Source organism: Shewanella sp. 10N.286.52.E4 (assembly GCF_041468785.1).
Lineage (GTDB): Bacteria > Pseudomonadota > Gammaproteobacteria > Enterobacterales > Shewanellaceae > Shewanella > Shewanella electrodiphila.
The window spans coordinates 14,641-33,150 of record NZ_JBFRJJ010000021.1; the positions used below are offsets into that span (position 1 = coordinate 14,641).

The 18,510-nt window shown below is 42.5% G+C and carries 13 protein-coding genes; 8 read left to right on the forward strand and 5 right to left on the reverse strand.

Annotated elements, in window-relative coordinates; genetic code table 11:
- Positions 1–23: 23 nt before the first annotated feature.
- From AB4153_RS11275 to AB4153_RS11285, 3 genes are all read right to left on the reverse strand, one after another.
- Positions 24–1,043 carry a glycosyltransferase family 9 protein gene (locus AB4153_RS11275; protein ID WP_102527480.1) on the reverse strand — a complete coding sequence of 340 codons (1,020 nt, stop codon included), beginning with the start codon at positions 1,041–1,043 and terminating at the stop codon, positions 24–26.
- A gap of 110 nt (positions 1,044–1,153) precedes the next feature.
- Positions 1,154–1,888, reverse strand: a complete 735-nt coding sequence (locus AB4153_RS11280; protein WP_371997454.1) for a single-stranded DNA-binding protein — start codon at positions 1,886–1,888, stop codon at positions 1,154–1,156.
- 121 nt (positions 1,889–2,009) lie between these two features.
- Positions 2,010–3,377, reverse strand: coding sequence for an MFS transporter (locus tag AB4153_RS11285; RefSeq protein WP_371997456.1), 1,368 nt, complete (start codon positions 3,375–3,377; stop codon positions 2,010–2,012).
- A gap of 341 nt (positions 3,378–3,718) precedes the next feature.
- Here AB4153_RS11285 and uvrA point away from each other — a divergent pair, with 341 nt between their 5' ends.
- From uvrA to AB4153_RS11310, 5 genes are all read left to right on the forward strand, one after another.
- Positions 3,719–6,667: an excinuclease ABC subunit UvrA gene (gene uvrA / locus AB4153_RS11290; protein WP_371997457.1), complete on the forward strand. Its 2,949-nt coding sequence runs from the start codon at positions 3,719–3,721 to the stop codon at positions 6,665–6,667.
- A gap of 58 nt (positions 6,668–6,725) precedes the next feature.
- Positions 6,726–6,872: a pentapeptide repeat-containing protein gene (locus AB4153_RS11295; RefSeq protein WP_371997523.1), complete on the forward strand. Its 147-nt coding sequence runs from the start codon at positions 6,726–6,728 to the stop codon at positions 6,870–6,872.
- Positions 6,873–6,972: 100 nt separating this feature from the next.
- The gene (locus AB4153_RS11300) at positions 6,973–7,893 is read left to right on the forward strand and encodes a M20/M25/M40 family metallo-hydrolase (protein WP_303524363.1); all 921 of its coding nucleotides are present in this window, start codon (positions 6,973–6,975) and stop codon (positions 7,891–7,893) included.
- Positions 7,894–8,059: 166 nt separating this feature from the next.
- On the forward strand, positions 8,060–9,889 hold the full coding sequence (locus AB4153_RS11305) for a DEAD/DEAH box helicase (protein ID WP_229369818.1): 1,830 nt from the start codon (positions 8,060–8,062) through the stop codon (positions 9,887–9,889).
- 124 nt (positions 9,890–10,013) lie between these two features.
- A complete protein-coding gene (locus AB4153_RS11310; RefSeq protein WP_371997459.1) occupies positions 10,014–11,042 on the forward strand; it encodes a lipid A deacylase LpxR family protein in 1,029 nt (342 codons plus the stop codon).
- A 146-nt stretch (positions 11,043–11,188) separates the two neighbouring features.
- Here the strand turns inward: AB4153_RS11310 and AB4153_RS11315 are convergent, their stop codons facing one another.
- Positions 11,189–12,130 carry a DMT family transporter gene (locus tag AB4153_RS11315; RefSeq protein WP_371997460.1) on the reverse strand — a complete coding sequence of 314 codons (942 nt, stop codon included), beginning with the start codon at positions 12,128–12,130 and terminating at the stop codon, positions 11,189–11,191.
- Between the two features lie 242 nt (positions 12,131–12,372).
- On the opposite strand from AB4153_RS11315, the gene AB4153_RS11320 reads away from it, so the two are divergent.
- Positions 12,373–13,476, forward strand: coding sequence for a phosphoribosylaminoimidazolesuccinocarboxamide synthase (locus AB4153_RS11320; protein ID WP_229369812.1), 1,104 nt, complete (start codon positions 12,373–12,375; stop codon positions 13,474–13,476).
- An 86-nt stretch (positions 13,477–13,562) separates the two neighbouring features.
- Here the strand turns inward: AB4153_RS11320 and AB4153_RS11325 are convergent, their stop codons facing one another.
- The gene (locus tag AB4153_RS11325) at positions 13,563–14,717 is read right to left on the reverse strand and encodes a DUF1624 domain-containing protein (RefSeq protein ID WP_371997462.1); all 1,155 of its coding nucleotides are present in this window, start codon (positions 14,715–14,717) and stop codon (positions 13,563–13,565) included.
- Between the two features lie 306 nt (positions 14,718–15,023).
- Between AB4153_RS11325 and AB4153_RS11330 the strand changes: the two genes are divergently transcribed.
- Together AB4153_RS11330 and AB4153_RS11335 are read left to right on the forward strand one after the other, a co-directional pair.
- Entirely contained in the window at positions 15,024–17,171 is a 2,148-nt protein-coding gene (locus AB4153_RS11330; RefSeq protein ID WP_371997463.1) for a TonB-dependent siderophore receptor, read from the forward strand.
- Positions 17,172–17,260: 89 nt separating this feature from the next.
- Entirely contained in the window at positions 17,261–18,379 is a 1,119-nt protein-coding gene (locus AB4153_RS11335) for a PepSY-associated TM helix domain-containing protein (RefSeq protein WP_371997464.1), read from the forward strand.
- The last annotated feature ends 131 nt before the right edge of the window (positions 18,380–18,510 follow it).

The window sequence follows — 18,510 nt, forward strand, 5'->3', positions numbered from 1 at the left end:
ATTTGCAGCCAATTTAGGAGAGCTTACTCGCTAATATCGTCTGCATAAAATGTATTTAAAAACTGCGCAGTCTCTGCCGCCGCTATATCAAAATTAACTAACGCCATATTTCGGCCGGTTTTCTTACCGATTGGCGGTGTGAATGCTAAGCGACGTGCATCAGCCGAGAGTGACTGCCAACGTACTTCTGGGGCAGAGCGTCTACCAGCATAAAACCCAACTGTAGGGACATTATGCAGCCCTGCAAGGTGCAATGGTCCAGTAGAGCCTGCAATAAACATATCCGCTGCAACCAAAGACTCGGCAAATTCAGCCAAACTGGATAATGGCTTGGCCATTACGACTTTAATATTACTCGCTACGAGTAAATCATGCATCTGCTGTGCAAGACGTTCCTCTTCACCGCTATAGGTTAAAACAAAACGACAATTCAGTTTAGTCTGTTTATCAATATCAATCAGCATGCGAGCAAAGCTGTCTACAGGTACACCACCTGAGGAGCCGCCTGTGCCTGGGTGAGCAAAAATTAACTTCTCATCACTTTGCTGATGATAATATTGCTGCCATTTCGGTTTTTGTTGCTGCACATTCCATAAAGGTCTAGTCACTTCGGGAATATCGTAACCGTTTTGCGCTAAAAAAGACTCCACCAACATACATGCACCACGCCAGCAACCTTCACCTTTTTTGTATTGGTGATCCGCGCGATGCTTATAAAGGTACTGATACCAATTATGTTTTGGTGCTAACACAAATGGAATGTTCGCTGGCTTTAAAAATTTATAACCACGAAATTCAGACAACGACACTATCGCACCATCGTATTCTCGTTCTTTAATGCGCTCGCTGATCCCTTGATCATCACCATCATCGATAATCACATGATCTACGTAGGGACAAGCTAATGCAAAAGCTTTGGTTACTGGTGAGACAAGGACTTCAATGCTGGCCTCTGGCATGGCTTTTTTCAGCAAGCTTAATGCGGGCCAACTTAACGTAAAGTCACCAATTTTATCGTAACGAAGAAAAAGCACTCTTTTCATAGCTATCTAAACCTGAGTAGTACCAAACAAAAGCAGTATAAATAAAAAATCCCTGCAATACAGGGATTAATTAGCTGAGCAAAATAACTGATTGCTAGATTTAGCGTGAATTAAAACGGGATATCGTCATCCCAATCTCCACCTAAATCAGGCGTAGTATTTTGTGGTTGTGGCGTTGGCGCTGGGCGCTGGGCTGGCGCAGATTGCTGCTGGAAGCCACCTTGCTGTTGCGCAGGTTGTTGGAATCCACCTTGCTGCTGTTGTGCTGGCGCTGGGCGCTGTGCTGGAGCAGACTGCTGCTGGAAACCACCTTGTTGTTGCGCTGGCGCTTGTGGCTTAGGCGTATAAGCAGGCTTTTGAGCAGCTTGTTGCTGAGCTGGCTGTTGGAAGCCACCTTGCGCTTGTTGCTGGCCGTAACCACCTTGCGATTGAGGTGCACTTTGCTGAGGAGCATTACCGTAGCCACCTTGACCTTGGTTCATGCCACCTTGCTGACCGCCTTGACCACGGCTATCCAGCATTTGCATTTCCATCGCGTTAATTTCTGTCTTGTAGCGATCTTGACCAGTAGTCTGATCCTGCCACTTGCTAGTTTGCAGTTTACCTTCTAAATAAACTTTAGAACCTTTTTTCAGGTATTCACCAGCTACTTCAGCTAAACGACGGTACATAACGATGTTATGCCACTCTGTACGTTCTTGCTGTTGACCTTGTTGGTCTTTCCAAGACTCACTCGTTGCCACAGTAAAGTTAGCGACGGCGTTACCATTTGGCATGTAACGAACCTCTGGGTCCTTTCCTAGGTTACCGACCAAAATTACTTTATTCACACCACGACTGGCCATTGAAATCTCCTGCGATTTACCATGTTCTAAATTTAATTACGTTCAAATTTTGTTGAATCAATTATGTCATTTTTATGCTCACTGAAGCATCAGTTGAGCCACAAAAACACGAATTTAATTCTTAGCTGACAGAGCCTAACACAGCTCGCGCTTCTCTTAAATCGAATTGATCATCTACTTTTAAATAAGCTGCTTTCTCTTCAATCACCACAATGGCTTCGGCAACCCCAGATAGTTGTGACAACTGAGTTGCCATATCTTGCGCATGATCTCTATCTTTCGCTTCAGCTTCAAGCGTATAGCTTTTAAGTAGCACTGGTTTTTCCATGCCTATGGTTAATAGCAACCATACAAACATCAGCGCTAATGCGACAAAAAACACCCCTGAAGCGCCAACAAGTTGATAAGCGCCACCGCCTAACATACCGCCGCAAAATGCACCGAGAAACTGACTGGTAGAATAAACGCCCATGGCAGAACCTTTATCCCCCATAGGGCAAAACTTAGCAATAAGGCTAGGTAACGAGGCTTCTAAATAATTAAAGCCGGTGAAAAACAGCACGACTGCGCCACTTAATACCCACAAGTTATCGGCATAAATGCCCATTGCTGCCAGTGATACCATCATAATCATCAATGATATTTGGAACATGGTTTTGGTGTTATTACGCTTAACGCCGATGATAATTAACGGCACCATTAAGAAGAAAGCGCCGATGAATGCAGGGAAATACAACATCCAATGTTTTTCTTTCACTAAACCAGCGTCAACCAAATCTAGTGGTAAAGCTACAAACACCGCAGTTAAGACTAAATGCAGAATAAAGATACCCGCATCAAGACGGAACAATTGTGGATCCATCAACATGCGTTTTAGTTTGGTTGGCGTCGCAACAGTATCGCCCTTAGGCGCTTGTGATACAGGGTTCGGCACCAACACCTGTACAATAACCATGCCCAATACGGCTAAAATTGCGGTTAAAAAGAACAGGCCTTCAAGACCTGCATATTGCGCGACAATTGGCCCGGCTAATAACGACAGCGCAAATGAAAAACCAATACACATTCCGATAATCGCCATCACTTTAGTGCGCTGCTCATCACGAGTTAAGTCAGCAGCCAAAGCTAAAACAGCAGCGGCAATGGCGCCCATTCCTTGTAATGCTCGCCCAAACACCACACCGTAAATATGATCAGACATGGCGGCGACAATACTGCCGATAGCAAAAATGACTAAGCCGCCCAGAATAATCGGTTTACGGCCATATTTATCAGACAACATACCCATTGGGATCTGTAAACAGGCTTGTGTTAATCCGTAAGCACCAATGGCTATACCGACCCATAATGGCGAGAATCCTTCCAAGTGTTGGCCGTAAAGCGCAAACACGGGCATGATCATAAACAAGCCCATCATGCGTAAGCCGAATACACTAGCTAACGAAAATGCGACCTTTTTCTCAATGCCGGAGAGTCCATTTTTGGCCATTCAGTTGCCCTTAATTTTGTATCTGTAAAAAATTTTGAGTTGCGCATATTATCACAGCGTCCTAATTTAGCTCAAAAGGAATAATGAACCAAGGTACAACTGTTTATCGTATTTGCTAATGAAGTTAAACAAACAGGTTATAATGTGTCTTACATCGCAGTTCATTAATATTCGACTTTAGCTAACAAAACAACCAAATGAACTAACAATTTAGCACTGTACAATACTGTATGAAATACTGTATAAATACAGAGTAAAATCTAATCACAAATCAAATGCCTTAACTTGTTTGCCAAGATATTCAGCTTTATCGGCGAGCGAGTACAACATCAGAGTGAAGAATGGATACCATTGAAATTCGTGGTGCACGAACCCACAACTTAAAAAACTTTGACCTTAAAATTCCACGGGACAAACTGATTGTCATTACGGGATTGTCAGGTTCAGGCAAATCATCATTAGCCTTCGACACTTTATATGCTGAAGGACAACGTCGATATGTTGAATCACTATCTGCTTATGCACGTCAATTTTTAAGTTTGATGGAAAAGCCAGATGTCGACCATATTGAAGGCTTAAGCCCTGCGATTTCAATTGAGCAAAAATCCACTTCACATAACCCACGTTCAACCGTGGGCACCATCACTGAAATTTATGATTATCTGCGTTTACTGTTTGCCCGCGTTGGTGAACCTCGATGCCCGACTCACGGCCAACCATTAGCGGCACAAACCGTCAGCCAGATGGTGGATAAGGTGCTCGAGCTACCAGAAGGTAGTCGGCAGATGTTATTAGCCCCAGTGGTTAAAGCCCGTAAAGGTGAACACGTAAAGTTACTAGAAAGCCTAGCCGCACAAGGCTATGTCCGTGCACGTATTGATGGTGATGTATGTGACTTATCCGATCCACCAACCCTAGATTTACATGTTAAACACACCATCGAAGTAGTCGTCGACAGATTCAAAGTGCGTGATGATCTTAAACAACGTTTAGCTGAGTCATTTGAAACCACACTAGAAATGTCTGGTGGTATTGCTGTTGTTGCTGACATGGCAGGCGAAGCTGAAGAGATTGTATTCTCTGCTAATTTTGCTTGTCCCCATTGTGGCTACTCTATGGCTGAACTTGAGCCACGTATTTTCTCGTTCAACAACCCTGCCGGTGCCTGTCAAACTTGTGATGGATTAGGTGTACAACAGTACTTTGATGCTGACCGGGTGATCACTAATGGCGAGTTATCGCTAGCTGGCGGCGCTATTCGTGGCTGGGACAAGCGTAATTTCTATTATTTCCAAATGCTCAGCTCATTGGCTGAACATTATAAGTTTGATGTCGAAACGCCGTTTCAGCAGCTTACAGACAAAGTCCAAAAAATTGTTCTGCATGGCTCAGGCAAACAGAGCATTGCCTTTAAATACATTAACGACCGTGGTGATGTGGTTATTCGTAATCATCCCTTCGAAGGCATATTGAATAATATGGATCGCCGCTATCGTGAAACTGAAAGCAATTCAGTGCGCGATGAGCTATCTAAATTCATTAATACTCAATCGTGTAAAAGCTGTGGCGGTTCACGCCTGCGTGAAGAAGCCCGTAATGTGTTCATTGGCGATTTAACCTTGCCGCAATTAACCGAATGGTCCATTGGCGAAGCATTGGGTTACTTCAAAGACATCCATTTCGCTGGTCAAAAAGCGCAAATAGCAGAAAAAATTCTTAAAGAAGTGGGTGATAGACTCGGATTCTTAGTCAATGTCGGGCTTAATTATCTTAGTTTAGATCGCTCGGCAGATACCTTATCTGGTGGTGAAGCCCAGCGTATTCGTTTAGCCAGTCAAATTGGTGCCGGCCTTGTGGGTGTAATGTACGTCCTTGATGAGCCATCAATTGGCCTACATCAGCGCGATAACGAGCGTTTACTCCAAACCCTTATCCACCTTCGTGATTTAGGTAACACGGTTATCGTGGTCGAACACGATGAAGATGCGATTCGCATGGCTGATCATGTGATTGATATTGGCCCAGGTGCTGGCGTACACGGCGGAGAAGTTATTTGCTCTGGTGGCTTGAAAGATATTATTGAGTGTGAAGAGTCGATTACTGGTCAATACATTTCCGGTAAAAAACAAATCCACGTCGGTGAACAGCGCACACCAATGGATCCGAAAAAGGTTATTGAGTTATTTGGCGCTACAGGTAACAACCTCAAAAATGTCGATTTAACCATTCCGATTGGTTTATTCACCTGTGTCACTGGTGTTTCTGGTTCAGGTAAATCCACACTGATTAATGATACTTTTTATAAAATCGCTCACCGTATGCTAAATGGCGCAACAGTCGATGAACCCGCAGCCCATAAAAGCATTAAAGGTATGGAGCAATGCGACAAGGTTGTCGATATTGATCAAAGCCCAATTGGCCGTACTCCACGTTCAAACCCTGCCACTTATACAGGCATATTTACGCCGATCCGTGAGCTTTTTGCTGCCACCCAAGAATCTCGAAGCCGTGGTTACTTGCCAGGTCGTTTCTCGTTTAACGTTAAAGGCGGTCGCTGTGAAGCTTGTCAGGGTGATGGCTTAATTAAAGTCGAAATGCACTTTTTACCAGATGTGTATGTTCCCTGTGATTCATGTAAAGGCAAGCGCTATAACCGCGAAACCTTAGATGTGAAATACAAAGGTAAAAACATTCATGAAGTGTTACAAATGACCATTGAAGAAGCCCGCGTCTTCTTCGATCCAATCCCTGCAATCGCTCGTAAGCTGCAAACGCTTGTTGATGTTGGTTTATCTTATATTTGCTTAGGCCAAAGCGCGACGACATTATCGGGTGGTGAAGCTCAGCGAGTGAAATTATCTAAAGAGTTGTCTAAGCGAGATACAGGCAAAACCTTATATATTCTCGATGAACCCACTACAGGTTTACACTTTGCCGATATCCAATTATTGCTTGATGTATTACATAGATTAAAGGCAAAAGGTAATACTATTGTGGTGATTGAACACAACTTAGATGTGATTAAAACCGCAGACTGGATTGTCGATTTAGGCCCTGAAGGTGGTTCTGGCGGCGGCATGATCCTAGTGAGTGGTACGCCTGAAGATGTTGCTCAAAATACTGAGTCGCACACGGCGCACTTCTTGAAGCCATTGTTAGAGAAGATGCCTGCGTTAACATCTGCTAAAGCTAACAAGGCACCTGCTAAAAAGGCAATTACTAACAAGGCAGCGGCTAAAAAGGTCACTAAAAAACCTGTTGCCAAACCTAGTAATAACAAATCCGATTAAAAGATAGTGTAGTTACGGTTAAACCTTATGGAATACTAACCAATGGATATGAAATGGAATTTCAGTTAAAGGCACTAATTTTAAAGGCACTAATTTTAAAGGGGCTAAGCTTAAAGGCACTAAATTTAAAGGCATTAAGTTTAAAGACATTAACTTTAAACGCACAAAGCTTAAAGCCTTTAAGCCCAAGCGTTGGCAAAAATAATGAGCTTGTTCGCCATGGACAAGCTCTACACTCTCAGTTAGTTAATCAAACGTTCTCGTCTGTAATCTCTTCACTTAATGCTCACGCTTTATCGGTTCTGTTGTTATGTTTATTCTTATCTGGCTGTGCGTCGCAAAACTGTGGCAATTCACCCGTTAATCACTGGAGCAACCAAAGCCAGCTGCTTGAAGATATTCGCGTATTAAGTAGCCCTAAATTTGAAGGAAGAAGAACCGGGACATATGGCGCCGAGCTCAGTCGCGAGTACATTAAACAGCGCTTTACTGAGCTAAACCTCACACCATGGCAAGATGAATTTGAGGTGCCTTTTAACTACCGGTCTAATTTTTCAGATAAACAAGGCATCAACTTAATTGCGACCATAAAAGCCAGCAACAACTCCCAACGCTGGCGCGTGATTACCGCGCATTATGATCACTTAGGTAAAAAAGGAAATAAGGTGTTTGCTGGCGCTGATGACAACGCCTCAGGTGTCGCCGCGATGCTAGCAATCGCAGAGCAATGGCAACAGCAAGAGAATGACAATATCAATCTAATGATTGTCGCCACCGATGCTGAAGAACCCGGTTTATATGGTTCTTATGCACTAGTTGAGCAATTAACTTCAACACCTGATATGCAACTGGAAATGTCGTTAAATCTCGATATGATCGGCAATCCTTCTAGGCCTCATGCAATTTATATAGAAGGTGAGAAAAATTTATCTGAATTTAGTCAGCTTAAAACTCAACTCCAAGACTATAATCAATTATGTATACGGCAGAGCCGTTCAAGAATGAAAAACGGCAGCATGGTGAAGATTGATTGGCTGCGTGCTTCGGATCATTATCCGTTTCACAAAATGGGCATACCTTGGCTGTATTTAGGGGTACCGACTCATAAACAATACCATACGATTAACGATACCATTGATACGATTAATATTGGTTTTTTAGCAGCGGTCACTGAAACGGCATTTGAATTAGTCTCAGTGAATAAGCAGCAAATTGCTTTTCAATAATCAGGCCAATTTTAAAAACTTATTGAAAATATATAGTCAAATGGGTGAAAGCTTGCTATAATATCGCCCCTTTGACGCGGGAAATCGACACGGGGTTGATTTTCTGTCTGTGAAACTTTAGCGCGAATGATACAAATTTCGTGCATACCCACAAGGCTACAACTCAATGTCATCCGATGAAAGAACTTTCCGCGAACTTGGTTTATCCGAGAATTTGCTTCGTGCCCTTGACGATCTAGGTTACGAAAAACCAACTCCAATTCAGTCAGCAAGTATCGACCCGCTAATGGCAGGTAAAGATATTTTAGGTCAAGCTCAAACTGGTACTGGTAAAACAGGTGCTTTCGCACTGCCTTTACTTAACAGTGTTGACCAAAAGCTGAATGCTCCTCAAATCCTAGTGCTTGCGCCAACTCGTGAACTTGCAGTTCAGGTTGCAGAAGCATTTGGTAGCTACGCTAAACACATGAAAGGCTTCCATGTACTACCTATCTACGGTGGTCAAAGCATGCATCAACAATTAAGTGCGCTACGTCGTGGCCCACAAGTTGTTGTTGGTACGCCTGGTCGTGTAATGGACCACATGCGTCGTGGCACATTAAAATTAGATTCATTAAAAGCATTAGTGCTTGATGAAGCTGATGAAATGTTAAAAATGGGCTTTATTGACGATATCGAATGGGTATTAGAACATAAGCCTGCTGACAGCCAACTTGCTCTTTTCTCTGCGACTATGCCAGAGCAAATCAAGCGCGTTGCTAACAAGCATTTATCAGATCCTGTTCACATCAGTATCTCTACGACTAACTCTACCGTTGAGTCTATTGATCAACGTTTTGTTCAAGTATCTCAACATAACAAACTTGAAGCGTTAGTACGTGTATTAGAAGTTGAAAATACTGAAGGTATTATCATCTTCGTTCGTACTCGTAACAGCTGTGTTGAATTAGCTGAGAAACTAGAAGCTCGTGGCTACGCTTCATCACCATTACACGGTGACATGAACCAACAAGCCCGTGAACGTGCTGTTGAACAGCTTAAACGTGGCAAGTTAGATATCCTTATTGCTACTGACGTTGCGGCTCGTGGTCTTGACGTTGAGCGTATTGGCCACGTAGTAAACTACGATATCCCATATGATTCAGAAGCTTATGTTCACCGTATTGGCCGTACAGGTCGTGCTGGTCGTACAGGTATGGCAATTCTTTTCGTAACAAATCGCGAAATGCGCATGTTACGTACCATTGAGCGTGCGACTTCAAGCCGTATTTCGCCAATGAAAGTACCTAGCCCTGAAACTGTTGCTGAGCGTCGTTTATCTCGTTTAGGCGAGCAAATCCAAGAAACCATTAATGGCGACTTAGATTTCATGAAGAACGCTGTTGCAGAATTATGTCAACAACTAGAAATCGACACTGATTTGCTTGCTGCTGCATTATTACAACAAGTTCAATCTGAGCGTCCTTTACAGCTTCCAGCTATTCAAGAGCGTCAACGTGATTCTCGTGACAGCGGCAGAGATCGTGACAATGGTCGTGAGCGTCCTCGTCGTGATTCACGCGGTGGCCGTCCATTGCCTACAAGCTTTGGTAGCGCAGAAGGCTTAAAAGATAAGCCTGACGTTAAGATGTGTCGTTACGTAATCGAAGTAGGTCGCGACAATGGTGTTGGTGTAGGTAACATTGTTGGCGCTATCGCTAACGAAGCTAACATCGACAGCCAATTCATTGGTCAGATTCAATTATTTGATCAAGTGACTTCAATTGACTTACCAGACGGTATGCCAAAAGATGTGCTGACTCACTTACGTAAAGTACGTGTATGTGGCAAGCCACTTAACATCCGCGAAGCGGGTGATACGCCTTTCCCTGAGCAAAGCGACCGTCCACGTCGTCCACGTAATGACCGCCCTCGTGGTGATCGTCCACGTGGTGACCGTCCTCGCGGTGATCGCCCTCGTAATGACCGTCCACGTAAGCCACGTGATAGCGAGTAATTGATCACAGTATCAACAATCTGTTGAACTGAAAGCGTATAAAAATGGAGCCTAGGCTCCATTTTTTTATGCCTATTGCTATACTCTGCACTCGTTGATACTTATTGATACAGTTCACTCTTCTATGCTAACAACCGCAAGCAAACTCACGTTTTACTTCCTCTGCTTTTTATCGCTAATTAGCCAGCCTACTTTAGCGAATGAATCTAATAACGATTGGGTCCAATTTACGTTTGAGAATGATGCCTTTGGTTTAATTGATACCAGTGACAACGGTTACAGTAATGGTCTTGATTGGAGCTGGGGAAAAGCGGTCGTAAATGATTATGACGATATAGACTTACCTGGGTGGCTAGAAACGCTTTATGGTTGGAGCTATTTAAATCATGGTAACAATAGGCAGTATCAGGTTAGCTACAGCGTCTCTCAGCGGATGTATACGCCTGATGATTTACAAGTCGATACCTTAATCGAAGCTGACAGGCCCTACGCTGGCACCCTGCTTTGGCAATCGAACTTACGTAGTTATGCTGATGGCATTGGCGACAATTTAAGCATCACTTTAGGTGTCGTGGGTCCAGCCTCTTTAGCAGAACAAACTCAGAAACAAGTGCATAAAATTATCGATGCTAAAGAGCCCTTAGGTTGGGATAACCAACTCAGTAATGAAGCCGTTTTTCGTATTCAAGCACAGCGACTCTATCAGTGGGCATATACACCAATTTCAGAGAATGTGGAATTTGATAGTGTCCTACATGGTGATGCTTCTATAGGTAATTTGATGAGCCATGCGGGTGCAGGTTTAACTTTCCGTATTGGTAATATTCTTAGTCAGAGCTATGCCTATATCGCGCCAGCAGCCTCAAGAAGTAATAATGGCTATATCGTCAAAAGTGCTGACCAATTGAGTTGGCAATTCTTTGTGACCTTTTATGGCCGCTATGTATTAAATGACATCACCATTGATGGCAACACGTTTAAAGATAGCCATTCTGTAGAGCTGACCCATGAACAAGCCATGCTCAATATGGGATTTATGCTCAACTGGAAAGACTGGGGGCTAGTTTTTTCAACCATTCGAGGCACTGAGCAATATAACAATCAACCCAGTACCGCCAACTTTGCAGCTGTCAGCATTAGCTATCGTTTCTAGGGCATGTTGCTGTTTCAAGGTTATTTGAGCTGCGAATTTTGCTTAGATGCGAGGCGGCAATTCATTCGCCGCGCTTAATCCGTTTTTATCTCAAACAAAAACTCACCAGTAAAGATCAACACGACCTCATCATACTTTGACGACTTTTATTCTTGATGCTTATACGCACGTTTGTTTTGATATACAGGCCAAATTTGTACCGCAAACACTGAACCAATTATCAATCCGATACCCAATAATGACCAGCCATCAAGAATATCTGCGCTAAACACTTGTGGCCACCAGCCTACTTTCACCACAATCGCATTGGCAATAAAGCTCAACACTGGGGTTAATGCGAGCATCGCACTGACCTGAGCCGTTGGCCAATACTTCATTGCCTGCCCAAAACAGCCATAAGCAATTAAGGTATTTGCCGCGCAAAAGCACACGATAATCCAGTTGTTAGTACTCATCAGCTCGAAATGCTCAAATTGACTAAAAGGAGCCATGAGCGCAATGCCTAAACCATAAATGAATAACAGCACATTATTGGGTGATAGCTTAGTAATTAATGACTTTTGTAGCAGCGCATAACTTGTCCAAGATAAGACTGAAAATTGCACTATTAGCACGCCAAAACCTATCTGACTGGCGTTGCTCGCCGACGTATCTAAGCTTGGGTGGAAAAATAATAACACTCCAAGAGCTAAGGTCGCGAAGCAACTAAGCTGCACAGCAGTTAAGCGTTCTTTAAAGAATAAGGCGCCACCAAATGCCAGATAAAATGGTGCCGTTTGAAAGTTAAGCTGAGCGGTTCCTGGTGACAGGTAATCCAGTGAATACACAAAAGATGTGTAATTACACATTAATAAAATACCCGCAGCCGACAATCGTAGCCAATCGCCTTGAGTTAATCCTATAAATTGTCTTAATGCCCCAAACCGCCACTGCAATAACAGCGTCACCACAAACGCCACTAAGAATCGAAACCAAGTTAGTGTAACAGGATCGATAAAACCACCCGATAGCTTTAAGGCTATGGGTAATATCCCCCAAAAAATCACTGCAACAGAAACAAAGATGAATCCTATACGAGTATGGCTCACTAGATTGAAAATCTCGATTTAAATGGCTTTAATTTGGCAACATATTGCCTGATTGTTGCAGACTAATAAACCCATTAAACGTTTAAATATTAGGCTCAGTATTCGCTATACAGGATTAAGAGTTTAGCCACCTGATAAGCATGGAAATCTCACTTAATACAGGTAAAATAGCCGCCATAAAATTGCTATATCCTTTGTCACCAAGGGTAGCCCCTACACCTAACTTCTAAGGAACACTGGTCATGAGTCTTGCTGATTCAGTTCTTGCCATTAATAATGATTTGCCTATCCGTACCGATAAACCGGTACATAGCGGTAAAGTCCGCAGTGTTTATTGGCTCACAGAGGCTGATAGCAGCCGCCTGATCCGCGATAAAGGCTACAATGTCCCAGCTGATACGCCGTTAGCTATCATGGTGATCAGTGACCGCATTTCCGCTTTCGATTGCATTTTCCATGGTGAAGGCAATTTGCAAGGTATTCCTGGAAAAGGCGCGGCGCTAAATGCAATCTCCAATCATTGGTTTAAACTGTTTGCAGAAAATGGTTTAGCTGATAGCCATATCTTAGATATTCCGCATCCATTTGTTTGGATTGTTCAAAAAGCACGTCCAATTAAAGTCGAAGCAATTTGTCGTCAATACATTACTGGTTCAATGTGGCGAGCTTACGCAAAAGGTGAGCGTGAGTTTTGCGGCATCACTTTGCCAGAAGGCCTTGAGAAAGATCAAAAATTACCTGAATTACTCATAACTCCTTCAACTAAAGGGATCTTAACCGGCATTCCTGGTGTTCCAGAGCAAGATGACGTTAATATCAGCCGTAGTGATATAGAAGCCAATGTTGAAGCATTTGGTTTCGAGAAAGCCTCGGACATCGACTTATATGAAAAGCTGCTTAAAGAAGGTTTTAAGGTTATTTCCGACGCATTAAGTGGCCACGACCAAATGTTTGTCGATACCAAATTTGAATTTGGCTATGTCGATGACAAAGATGGTAACTCAAAGCTGATATACATGGATGAAGTCGGTACTCCTGACTCTTCACGTATTTGGGATGGCGCAGCCTACCGTGATGGCAAAATTGTTGAAAACTCCAAAGAAGGTTTCCGCCAATTCTTACTCAATCATTTTGACGATGCCGACATCTTATTAAATAAAGACAGAATGCCTGAACGTGAAGCACTAGCCCGTGATAATGACTTACCACTTGAAGCGATGATGAATGTGTCACGCACTTATACGGGCGTTGCAGAAAAGGTCACAGGCAGCAGCATTAACCTTCCTGAAAACCCGAAAGAAGATATCATTAAAGTCCTACGTGAAAACTACGATTTAATCGTGTAGTACAGCAAGATAAGTAAGTGTAAACAAGCATGATAAATTTGAAAAAGGCGCCACAAGGCGCCTTTTTTGTATCCGTTAAACACAGATTATAAATACTTAATCCAAGCCTGTTTACTCTGATGTTTATACTGACTAAAACGTTTAGTTGGATAGTAAAGCAACAAGGCTAAAACGATTGTTACAACCCACACCCAACCGATGTGGGTAAAGCCATATAATTCGCCATAATTAGGGCCAATAACATTGACGGCAAATCGGTACATAAACAGTAACAAATACAGGTGCACAATATAGAAGAACATCGGTGCAGATCCAAATGTGGATAACACCTTACCGTATTGAGGTTTGACCTTTTCAAGCATGCTTAAGCACAAAAGTGTGCCGCCAATGGTAACCAATAAAAAACCAAGAGATGGAGGATACTTAGTCAGATTAAATATCGACTTTAAGGTCATAATTACACTATCACCTTGCTGCCAATCTAAAGTCTCTCCATAGATATTAAAACCACGTAAAATCGCAAATAACGCAAAACTAACCAGACCTAAACCAATTAAAATCTTATGGCGTTTAACATCATCAAAACTCGCAGCGTAAATTGGCGCAATAACATAGCCTAACAAGATAACCCCAATCCAAGGCAGCACTGGATAACTGGCTCGAATACCGACAAAATCACTGGTAAAAATATTACCGCGATCATGCAATATTGCCCAAATGGTATAACCCCACTCACCTGGCGCAAAGCTAATTGGTGTCAGAGCATTGTGTCCAAACACAATCACCAAACCAATGACCCCAAGCCAAAATCTTGGTAAGCCTATAAGTAACGCCAGCGCAAGCATACTGATACCAATCGCCCACATGACTTGTAGCCAAATCATGTCGTAATTTCCCATCCACTGAAACGTAATCACGGTGCATTCTAGTGCAATGATAAATAGGCCACGCTTGATTAAAAAAGATCTCGCAGAACGCTCTGGGCCAAATTGCGGATGACTATATAACCAGGCGGAGACCCCGGTTAAAAACACAAAAGTTGGCGCACAAAAGTGGGCGGCAAAACGACTGATAAACAATCCTGTACTGGTGCTATCAAGTGTCATGGGATCGGTGACTTGCTCATGGAAGAAAAAACGCTCTCTCACATGATCAAGCAACATAATCAACATGACGATGCCACGCATTATATCGATGCTATCAATACGCTTTTTCAACATCTGTGCACTTACTGTTTTCATTAATAAAACTCTCTTACTGACTTTCTAAATACCATTCTGACATCAGAATAAATTAGCTACAGTTGCACTATAGCAATCACCAACTACAACAGATCTTCCTCAAGTGCCATAGTGAAAATAATACGTCAATATAGTAATGAAATATTTTCAAAATCTTTACAAAAACCAATCAATTGTAAATGATAATGATTTTCATTTAACTTGTATTAACTTTTCTATATCATCTGTCTCGAAAAAAATACATCCCAAAACAACACTTTCAATCAGTAAGCATTGAGCTTACACAGCAGTTAAGATGATAAAAATATGAAACTTAGCCCGATTTACTTATCTCTATTATGCGCTTTTAGTGTCATACAATACGCCTCTGCAGCGGATCAAGAACCAAAAGAAGACACCGCTGTTAATGATGACTTAGAAGTAATTGAAGTGACAGGACGTTACATTCAAGGTTACAACGCTCACTCTGCAAGCGGTGCATCTAGATTGGATCTAGCAATTACCGATATTCCTCAATCAGTATCTGTGATTACTGAAGCTCAAATGAAAGACTTTCAGTTAACTGACATCAACTCAGTACTAGATACCGCCACGGGCATTAACGTAGAACGCATCGAAACAGACCGCACATATTATACTGCTCGCGGTTTTGATGTGACAAACTTTCAAATTGACGGCATCGGTCTACCATTAACCTCAGGTAACAATCACGCCGACGAAGATACCGCTATTTATGACCGAATTGAAGTTATCCGTGGTGCAAATGGCTTAATGACTGGGGTAGGTAATCCTTCAGCTACAGTTAACTTTATTCGCAAGCGCCCAACTGTTGAAGACCAACTCCTTATCTCTGGCACCTATGGCAGTGATAACAATGCCCGTCTCGAACTTGACGGTTCTGTGGCGATTACTGATAAGGTTTCAGCCCGTGCAGTCGCAGTTAAACATAAACAAGATTCTTACCTCGATCGTTACGAACAAGACAAAAATGTCTTGTATGCCTTCATCGAGGCTGAGCTTACCGATAGCACGACTATCTCGTTAAGTCACAGCTATATAGACAATGACGCTACAGGCAATAACTGGGGAGCTTTACCGCTTTATTATACTGATGGTAGCCCAACCAATTATGACCGTTCGACCAACACCTCTGCTGATTGGTCTAACTGGCAAGTAGAAAAGAATAATACTGTTTTTGAGATAAGCCATTACTTTAATGATGATTGGCGTTTACGCGGAACTTACTCACATAAAGTGACCGATGAAGATACCGAATTATTCTATGTTTATGGCACCCCTGACAAAAATACCGGGTTAGGTTTAACGGGTTATGGCAGTGAATATGACTTGGATGAAACTACTGATTTAGCAGACCTATACGTAGATGGTAATTTTGATCTATTTGGCCGTAACCATCAGTTAGTGGTTGGTATTAACCATGCTGAACTAACATACAACGATAGCTCGTTATACGACTACACCACAGGTAATGGTTTCCCTGCTATGCCCGACTTAAATGACTGGGATGGCAATACACCTAAACCAACCTTCAATGACGGCCTAACGGGCAGTGACGTACGCACCAAACAACAGGCGGCATACTTTACTGGACGCTTTAACCTATTCGAAGACATGCATGTTATTGCAGGTGGACGTTATAACACTTGGGAAGCGAACGGCGAAGCCTACAGCGTTGACCAAGAAACGGATGCAAGCGAGTTTATTCCTTACTTAGGCATGGTGTATCGCTTTAGACCTGAAATCATTGCTTACGCAAGTTACACCGAAACCTTCCTTGCACAAAAAGAGCTAGATATAAACGATCAGATGCTCGACCCTGTCACCGGTGAAAGCAAAGAAATCGGCATTAAAAGTGAGCTATTTGACGGCAACCTGATTGCCAGTTTGGCCTATTTTGATGTTGAGCAAACCAACTTAGCCACATTAGATCAATCAACAATATTACTGCCACCTGATCAACACCGCTATATCGGTGCTGACGGCATTAACAGTAAAGGTTTCGAAATTGAATTTGCAGGTGAATTGTATACAGGGCTTCAAGCCAGTATTGGTTACACCGACTTTGACATTAAAGGCGATGAAGTTGTTGCTGATTACACACCAGAAAAACTGTTAAAGCTGGCAGCGACCTATGAGTTCCAAAATATCGAAGGCTTCTTTATCGGTATGAACATGCGCTGGCAAGATGATACTTCTCGTAAGCAAGGCATCGTGGCTGATGGTTTTGACAATGCAGGGCAAGAAATTGTTACCGAGCAAGAAGCCTATGCCATCGTTGATTTAATGGCTAAGTATCAATTTACTGATGATATTCAATTGACAGTAAATGCCAACAATGTGACTGACGAAAAGTACATTACTAGTTTGTACTGGGCTCAAGGCTTTTATGGTGCACCAGCTAATTATAGTGCCACGCTAACCTGGAAGTTATAACCCTATTCAAAGCCTCCTTGCTCATTTAGCAAGGAGGCTTTGCTTATTTAGGATGGACTAAAAGTGTTATTAACCTCTTAGAGTAAATTATGAGAAAAACATTATTCAAATGGCACTCCTACGGAGCGCTTATCGCCATGCTGCCGTTATTGATCATTTCAATAACTGGCAGCATTTTGGTTTTTAAAGTCGAAATAGATAGCTTGCTGCGACCTGCCCATATGGTGGTTGACGCTGAGAGTACAAGCGAGCGTGTCAGCTTAGATACCTTGATGCAAACCACCTTAACGGCTAACCCTGAATACGAATTAGGAGGATGGGAGCTGTTCGATGATAAGCAACGTTCCGACGCCGCCTACGTGATAAAACGCGGCACTGAAGATTGGGGGAAAGTCTATATTAACCAGTATTCTGGTGAACTGTTATCTCAGCCACAAGCCATGGATCACTATATTACTGACTGGTTATTAGAGTTACATTACTCGTTTCTATTGCACGTAAAAGGCGCATGGGTGGGATTTTTTGCTGCGCTACTGATGTTATTTTTAGGCATAAGCGGCATTATTTTATACCGTCGTTTCTGGGCTAAAATATTTACTATGCGCTTTAATGCAGTAAGACGAATTTTATTCAGTGATATCCATAAATTCATTGGCATTTTAAGCTCACCTATTTTACTTATCATGGCATTCACTGGCGGCTACTGGAATATTGCCGGCATATTGCATGAAATCAATGACCATGGTGACGGCGGCCATGTTTATATTACTGCGCCACTCCATAGCCCTGATATTTCGTTTGAGTCGCTCAGGCAGCAAAGCAGCCAAGAGATCCCAACTTATCAGGCGGGCTATTTAGCCATGCCCCATGAACCCGATAGAGATATTTCATTTTATGGTGCCGTCGAGACAAGTAACCCACTAAACAGTGAATACTCGAGTGTAGTTAAATTTGACAAGACCACTGGCGAATTGTTGAGTAAACAAGATATACGCGAAGCGGGTTTTCTGATGGTGTTTTTAGACAGCTTTCGTAAGCTTCACTTTGGCTATTTTGGTGGATTACTCACTAGAATTATCTGGTGTATTGTCGGTTTAATGCCAGTTTTTCTTGGTTTTACTGGCTTATATTTATTTTGGAGTCGCCGCAAACAAAAAACAGCGGCTAAGCGTTCAAGAATAACCATTGACGCTCAATCAGCAACTTAATATTTGCAGCTAAAAAAAGGAGCCAATAGGCTCCTTTTTTGTTGGTATTGATGAATCAATCTATTCAATAAAACCAAGCATTCTATTCAATCAAACTAATCTATCTATCTGTCTATCTATCTATCTATCTA